4 protein-coding genes and 1 pseudogene are annotated in these 6059 nt (G+C 68.7%); 4 read left to right on the top strand and 1 reads right to left on the bottom strand.

What is annotated here, in order from left to right:
- Positions 1-151: 151 nt before the first annotated feature.
- The 4 genes from IE94_RS39725 (at position 152) to IE94_RS0133770 (ending at position 4991) form a co-directional block, all read left to right on the top strand.
- Positions 152-673, top strand: a complete 522-nt coding sequence (locus IE94_RS39725) for an ankyrin repeat domain-containing protein (protein ID WP_157849436.1) — start codon at positions 152-154, stop codon at positions 671-673.
- Positions 663-1157 carry a hypothetical protein gene (locus IE94_RS37385; protein WP_051777880.1) on the top strand — a complete coding sequence of 165 codons (495 nt, stop codon included), beginning with the start codon at positions 663-665 and terminating at the stop codon, positions 1155-1157. Before IE94_RS39725 ends, IE94_RS37385 begins: the two co-directional genes overlap by 11 nt.
- Positions 1154-3811 carry a DEAD/DEAH box helicase gene (locus tag IE94_RS0133775; RefSeq protein WP_030192100.1) on the top strand — a complete coding sequence of 886 codons (2658 nt, stop codon included), beginning with the start codon at positions 1154-1156 and terminating at the stop codon, positions 3809-3811. Before IE94_RS37385 ends, IE94_RS0133775 begins: the two co-directional genes overlap by 4 nt.
- A 181-nt stretch (positions 3812-3992) precedes the next feature.
- Complete coding sequence (locus IE94_RS0133770) at positions 3993-4991, top strand: IS481 family transposase (protein WP_030192098.1); 999 nt, start codon at positions 3993-3995, stop codon at positions 4989-4991.
- 979 nt (positions 4992-5970) lie between these two features.
- Here the strand turns inward: IE94_RS0133770 and IE94_RS39720 are convergent.
- Positions 5971-6059, bottom strand: a pseudogene (locus IE94_RS39720) (IS5/IS1182 family transposase); the annotation flags it as partial.

Genomic DNA, 6059 nt, shown 5'->3' with positions numbered 1-6059 from the left:
CGGCGCCTTCAGCAACCGACCAACCCACCCGCGACCACCAGGCACAACCCGACACTGCAAACAAAACACCGACCACTGAAAACCAAAAGCCGAACATCAGGACGGTCACCTGCAGTCGGGGCATCCCCTGCACACGGCCTGCACGGCAATCGTGCTGGCCTACGGGGCCGACCCGCGCCTGCCGACTGCCAGCGGGGAAACTCCGCTACAGCTCGCCGAGAGCTACGACCACGAGCCGGCCACGCGCCTGCTCCAGCGCTTCCTCGCACCGGCGCAAGCTCCAGCGAGAGCGCGTGGAAGTGGTCGCGGATCTTCCGTTGAGGTGGAGTCGTGGACTCCCGTGCATAGGGCCGTGGAGATGAGTGACTACGAGACGCTCTCCATGCTCCTGGACGCTGGGGCCGACCCGGACGAGGTGTGCTTCGGGCACACGCTGCTCACTCACGCGATCGACGTGGAAGGCCAAGGCCACGTGCAGGCGAACTACCCGCTGAACACGGCTTCCACAGCGATCCTGCTGGCCTACGGTGCCGACCCACGCCTGCCGGCCATCGACGGAGAAACTCCCCTGCAGATCGCCGAGTACTACCACCACGAACCGATCAAACGGCTGCTCCAGCGCTTCCTCGCCCTCACACCGGCTGGCCCCCCAGGGAGTGCGCATGGCAGATGATCGCGGGTCTTCGCCCTTCGCTCCGGACTCCCCTTACAGTGACGCCTCGATCTACGTGGACGCGGAGGCCGCCCCGCGGATCATGGGCCGGCTTCGGGACGCCCTCGGCCTCGTCGAGGACGACAGTACAGAGCTGACCGTCGGGCCGGTGCGCGTGACCGGCGAGCCCAACGACTACGCCACCGGCCAGCACGCCCACCCCTCCGACTTCCTTCAGTGGCCGACCCTGCTGGAGTGCGAAGCCCCTGCGGGGACGCCGGACGAGGTGGTGCAGGCCGTCACGGCCGTGCTCGAAGCGCTGTGGCACGGCGGCTTCAAGGCCGTAGCCGCCTGCGACTTCGAGGACGAGCTGCCCGCGCGCGGCGGGATCGACCGGTACCCCTGCCCCGCTCCTGCCCCCGACGGGGGTGCGGTCTCTTCGGGCGCGGGCACGTGGTGGAAGAACCTGATGTCGCCCGGAAAAAGGAAAGGTCGAAATCTGTGATCAGCCTCCGGGAACATCAGGTAACCCAGAAAACCGCGATTCGGGAATGGATCCGATTTTTTGCAAGATCGTCTGTGCCCGGGCAGGGGGCCCGGGGCACGCTGGTGTCCGCCACCGGATCCGGTAAGACGATCACGGCTGCCGCGAGCGCGCTGGAGTGCTTCCCTAGCGGGCGGATCCTGGTGACCGTGCCGACCCTGGACCTGCTCGCACAGACCGCGCAGGCGTGGCGGGCGGTGGGTCACCGGGCGCCGATGGTCGCGGTGTGCTCGCTGGAGAACGACCCTGTGCTGGGCGCGCTGGGGGTGCGCACCACCACGAATGCGATCCAGCTCGCGCTGTGGGCCCGAACCGGGCCCGTGGTCGTGTTCGCCACCTACGCCTCCCTGGTGGACCGCGAGGACCCGGAGGACCCGACCGGCCAGCAGACGGTCCGCGGGCCGCTGGAAGCCGCCCTGGCGGGCGGGGAACGGCTCTACGGCCAGCAGATGGCCCCGTTCGACCTCGCCATCGTGGACGAAGCCCACTCAACCGCGGGTGATCTTGGTCGGCCGTGGGCGGCGATCCACGACAACGCCCGCATCCCCGCCGACTACCGGCTCTACCTCACCGCCACCCCGCGGATCCTCGCCTCGCTCCGCCCGCAGAAGGGCGCAGGCGGGATGGAGGTGGAGCTGGCGAGCATGGCGGACGATCCGGACGGCACCTTCGGGGCGTGGCTTCCCGGCGCTGAGCTGGGGCTCTCGGAAGCCATCGAGCGCGGCATCCTCGCCGGGTTCGAGATCGACGTCCTCGAGATCCACGACCCCTCCCCCGTCCTCGGAGAATCCGAGGAGGCGCAGCGGGGCCGGCGCCTGGCGCTCCTGCAGACGGCGCTTCTGGAGCACGCGGCGGCGTACAACCTGCGTACGGTCATGACCTTCCACCAGAAGGTCGAGGAGGCGGCGGCGTTCGCGGAGAAGCTGCCGCAGACGGCCGCCGAGCTGTACGCGCGAGATGCCTCGGACGCGGACCTGGCGGCCGCGGAGAAGCTGCCCGTCTCGTCGATCGGCGCGGAGCGGTACGAGCTGGAGGCCGAACGGCACGTGCCGCCGGAGCGGGTGTGGTCGGCGTGGCTGTGCGGCGACCACCTCGTCACCGAACGCCGCGAAACCCTTCGCCAGTTCGCCAACGGCATCAACGCCGAGGGCCGACGCGTGCACCGGGCGTTCCTCGCCAGCTGCCGCGTCCTCGGCGAAGGCGTCGACATCACCGGCGAGCGCGGCGTCGAAGCCGTCTGCTTCGCCGACACCCGCGGCTCCCAGGTCGAAATCGTGCAGAACATCGGCCGGGCCCTCCGGCTCAACCGCGACGGCTCCACGAAAGTCGCGCGGATCATCGTGCCCGTCTTCCTCGAGCCCGGCGAAGACCCCACGGACATGGTCGCCAGCACCACGTTCCGCCCGCTTGTAGCCGTCCTCCAAGGTCTGCGCTCGCACTCGGAACGACTCGTCGAGCAGCTCGCCTCCCGCGCCCTCACCAGCGGCAAACGCAAGATCCACATTCAGCGCAACGCCGACGGCCGGATCATCGCGGCCGACGGGGAGGGATCTGACGGGCAGGCCGGTGACGACGGTGCGGTCGAGTCGGCGCTGCTGCACTTCTCCACCCCACGCGACCCGGCGACCATCGCAGCGTTCCTGCGCACCCGCGTCTACCGGCCCGAATCCCTGGTTTGGTTGGAGGGCTACCAAGCCCTCGTCCGCTGGCGGAAGGAACACGCGATCACCGGCCTCTACGTCGTTCTTTATGACGTAGAGACCGAAGTGGGGGCCACGAAGGCTTTTCCACTGGGGAGGTGGGTCCACCAGCAGCGGAAAGCACTACGGACCGGGGAACTCGAACCGCGCCGCAAGAAGCTCCTCGACGCGCCCGAGGCCGGGATGGTCTGGGAACCAGGCGAAGAGGCGTGGGAGAGGAAGCTCGCCGTGTTCCGCGCCTACCGGCGGGCCACCGGGCACCTCGCTCCCCGGCAGGACGCCGTCTGGGACGACCCGGCCGGGGGCGGGCCCGTCCCCATCGGGCAGCACATCGCCAACCTCCGCCGGACAGGCGGCCTCGGCAAGAACCCGAAGCGAGCAGCGGAGCGCGGACAGCAGCTGGCCGCAGTCGATGAGGATTGGAACTGCCCGTGGCCGTTGGACTGGCAGCGGCACTACCGCCACCTCGCTGACCTCGCCGCCGACGAACCCGCCGGCGTACTGCCTGACATCGCACCCGGTGTGACGATCGACGGCGACGACATCGGGCGCTGGCTCCAGCGACAACGCCGAGGCTGGATACTCCTGTCGACCGAACAGCAGAAGCGGCTGTCGGGGATCAGTGTGAAGCCCGCCCAGACGCCGCCTCCCGCCTCCGCAGCCAGGGGCGCGGCGAAGGGGAGCAAGGCCCAACAGGCGTTCCATCGTGGGCTGGCCGCCCTGGCGCAGTGGATCGAACGGGAAGGCCAACGGACGGTCCCGCGCGGCGCGGTCGTGGCGATCGCGACGGAAGGCGAGGCGGCGCCGACGCCGGTGCGGCTTGGCGTATGGCTATCGAACACCCGCGCCAGACGCGACAGGCTCACCGCCGAGCAACTGGACGCCCTGCGGAAGCTGGGAGTGGAGTGGGCATGAGCGGACGGTCGACCTCGTACACGCGTTCACTCGTGAGCCGCAGTGGACAGTCCGTGCCCTAGTTGTTCTGTCCGGGGAGGTTGTGGACGGGTGAGTCAGGTCTCGGCTGAGGGATCTTGAACAGGTGAGGGCCTTCCGGTTCGGTGTGGATTGCGACGTCTACACCGGCAGAAAGGCCCTCGTGTCTCACCGTAATGCACCCCTGACCGAGACCGGACGGCTGCGTCTGGCCCGCTGTGTGGTCGAGGAGGGCTGGCCGCTGCGGCGGGCTGCCGAGCGTTTCCAGGTCTCGCCCACGACGGCTCAGCGGTGGGCCGGCCGTTACCGGGCATCCGGAGCGGCCGGCATGGCCGACCGCTCCAGCCGGCCCCGCCACAGCCCTCGCCGTACTCCGACCCGCACTGAGCGACGGATCATCAAGGTCCGCCTGCTGCGCCGGTGGGGACCGGCCCGCATCGCACACTTCCTGCGCCTGGTGCCCTCGACCGTGCACCGCGTCCTTGCCCGCTACCGCCTGGCCCGCCTGTCCCACCTGGACCGGGCCACGGGCCGCGTCGTGCGCCGCTACGAACGCGACCGTCCCGGCGAACTGGTCCACGTCGACATCAAGAAGCTGGGCAACATCCCCGACGGCGGCGGGCACAAGGTCCACGGCAGGGCCCGGGGCGGCCGCAACAGCTCCGCGCACCGCGACCCCGCCCGGCCCCGCGCCGTCCCCGGCCGTCCCAACCTCGGCTACAGCTACTTGCACACCGCCGTCGACGACCATTCCCGCCTCGCCTACAGCGAGATCCACGCGGACGAAAAGAAGGAGACCGCCACCGCCTTCTGGCAGCGGGCCCACGCCTTCTTCACCCAGGCCGGGATCTCCGTCGAACGGGTACTGACCGACAACGGCTCCTGCTACCGCTCACGCGACTGGCGCGATGCTCTGGCAGCGGCCGGGATCGCCCACAAGCGAACCCGGCCCTACCGGCCCCAGACGAACGGCAAGGTCGAACGCTTCAACCGCACCCTGCTGGACGAGTGGGCCTACGCCCGCCCCTATCGGTCAGAAGCCGAGCGCCGCCAAGCGTTCCCGCAATGGCTGCACACCTACAATCACCACCGCGGACACACCGCGCTCAAAGGGCAACCACCCGCCAGCCGCGTCCCCAACCTCACAGGGCAATACACCTAGTCGAGAAGGGCCGACGGCCCGCACCCTGGAAAGGGTCGTGTGACCCTGTTGAGCCGAAACCGAGAAATCGCACCCTCCCCCTCGTCGTCTCGGATCCCGACGCCATACCGGGTCCGGTTCCCCCGTGTGTGCCGCAGGCATGACAGATGGCGCTGTGCTCCTGGTCGTACGTCATGCCGGTGACGTACGACCAGGACCGCGGAGCCGGGTGCTGGTGTCGACCTGGCCACCGCGGCTGCGGGCTGATGCTCACCGCCGACGGCTCATCAAGGCCATCGTGATGAACGGAGTGACCAAGGTGCCCATGGCCCCCATAACGGTCGTCATCACTGTGATAGGGTTCGCAGCGCCGGGCCGCAGCCAGGCGATAACGGCAACACACCCGCACAGCCCCATGAAAACCACCGCGCCGAGCACGGCAAGGACAGCCACCACCCACGTAGCGGTAGAAGGCGCCGCCGGCACAGCAGGCGGAACGGGCGCGGGAACGGGCACCTGCGGAACGGTCGTAGACATAGATTCCCCCTCGGGACAGGACGACGGGCGAGCAGCTGGTGCTGCACCCCTTGGACTCTGAGGACTGCGGAAACGAAAAAGGCCCCGGCGGGAAACCAGGGCCTACTCATGGATGCGGGCATAAAAAAAGCCCCCGTCAGATGAAAAAGACGAGAGCTGGTTGTCTGCGGACAGACTCGTGACGCAGTAGCGTTGACTCCTGCGGACACACTGGTGGTGCAGTTCCTTGAACCCCTGCAGGCACGCTGGGGACGGACACCACTATCGGGGACCAGAGCCACCCCGTCAAGTCATCCTGAGTTGCTACCTGTTGACGAGGGCTGACGCCGGGCGGTCAGTTGAGTACCAAGACCGCCGCGAAGTACCACCATCGTGTCAGTGGCACGCCGCGACCCTGGGCTGACGACCTGCAAGAACACAGTCGTCCCGCTCAACCGTGACTGACGCTCTCACTGAGCCCCTTTCATCCTGAATAGTTGCAGGTCAGCAGTGTGTGGACGGCCTGGACGATGGTGCCGATACGCCGGGTGGAGCATCTGGCTCGCCGGAGGA

The sequence above is a fragment of the Streptomyces violaceorubidus genome, from assembly GCF_000717995.1.
GTDB classification, from domain to species: Bacteria; Actinomycetota; Actinomycetes; order Streptomycetales; family Streptomycetaceae; genus Streptomyces; species Streptomyces violaceorubidus.
This window is presented reverse-complemented; position numbering and strand designations above follow the sequence as displayed.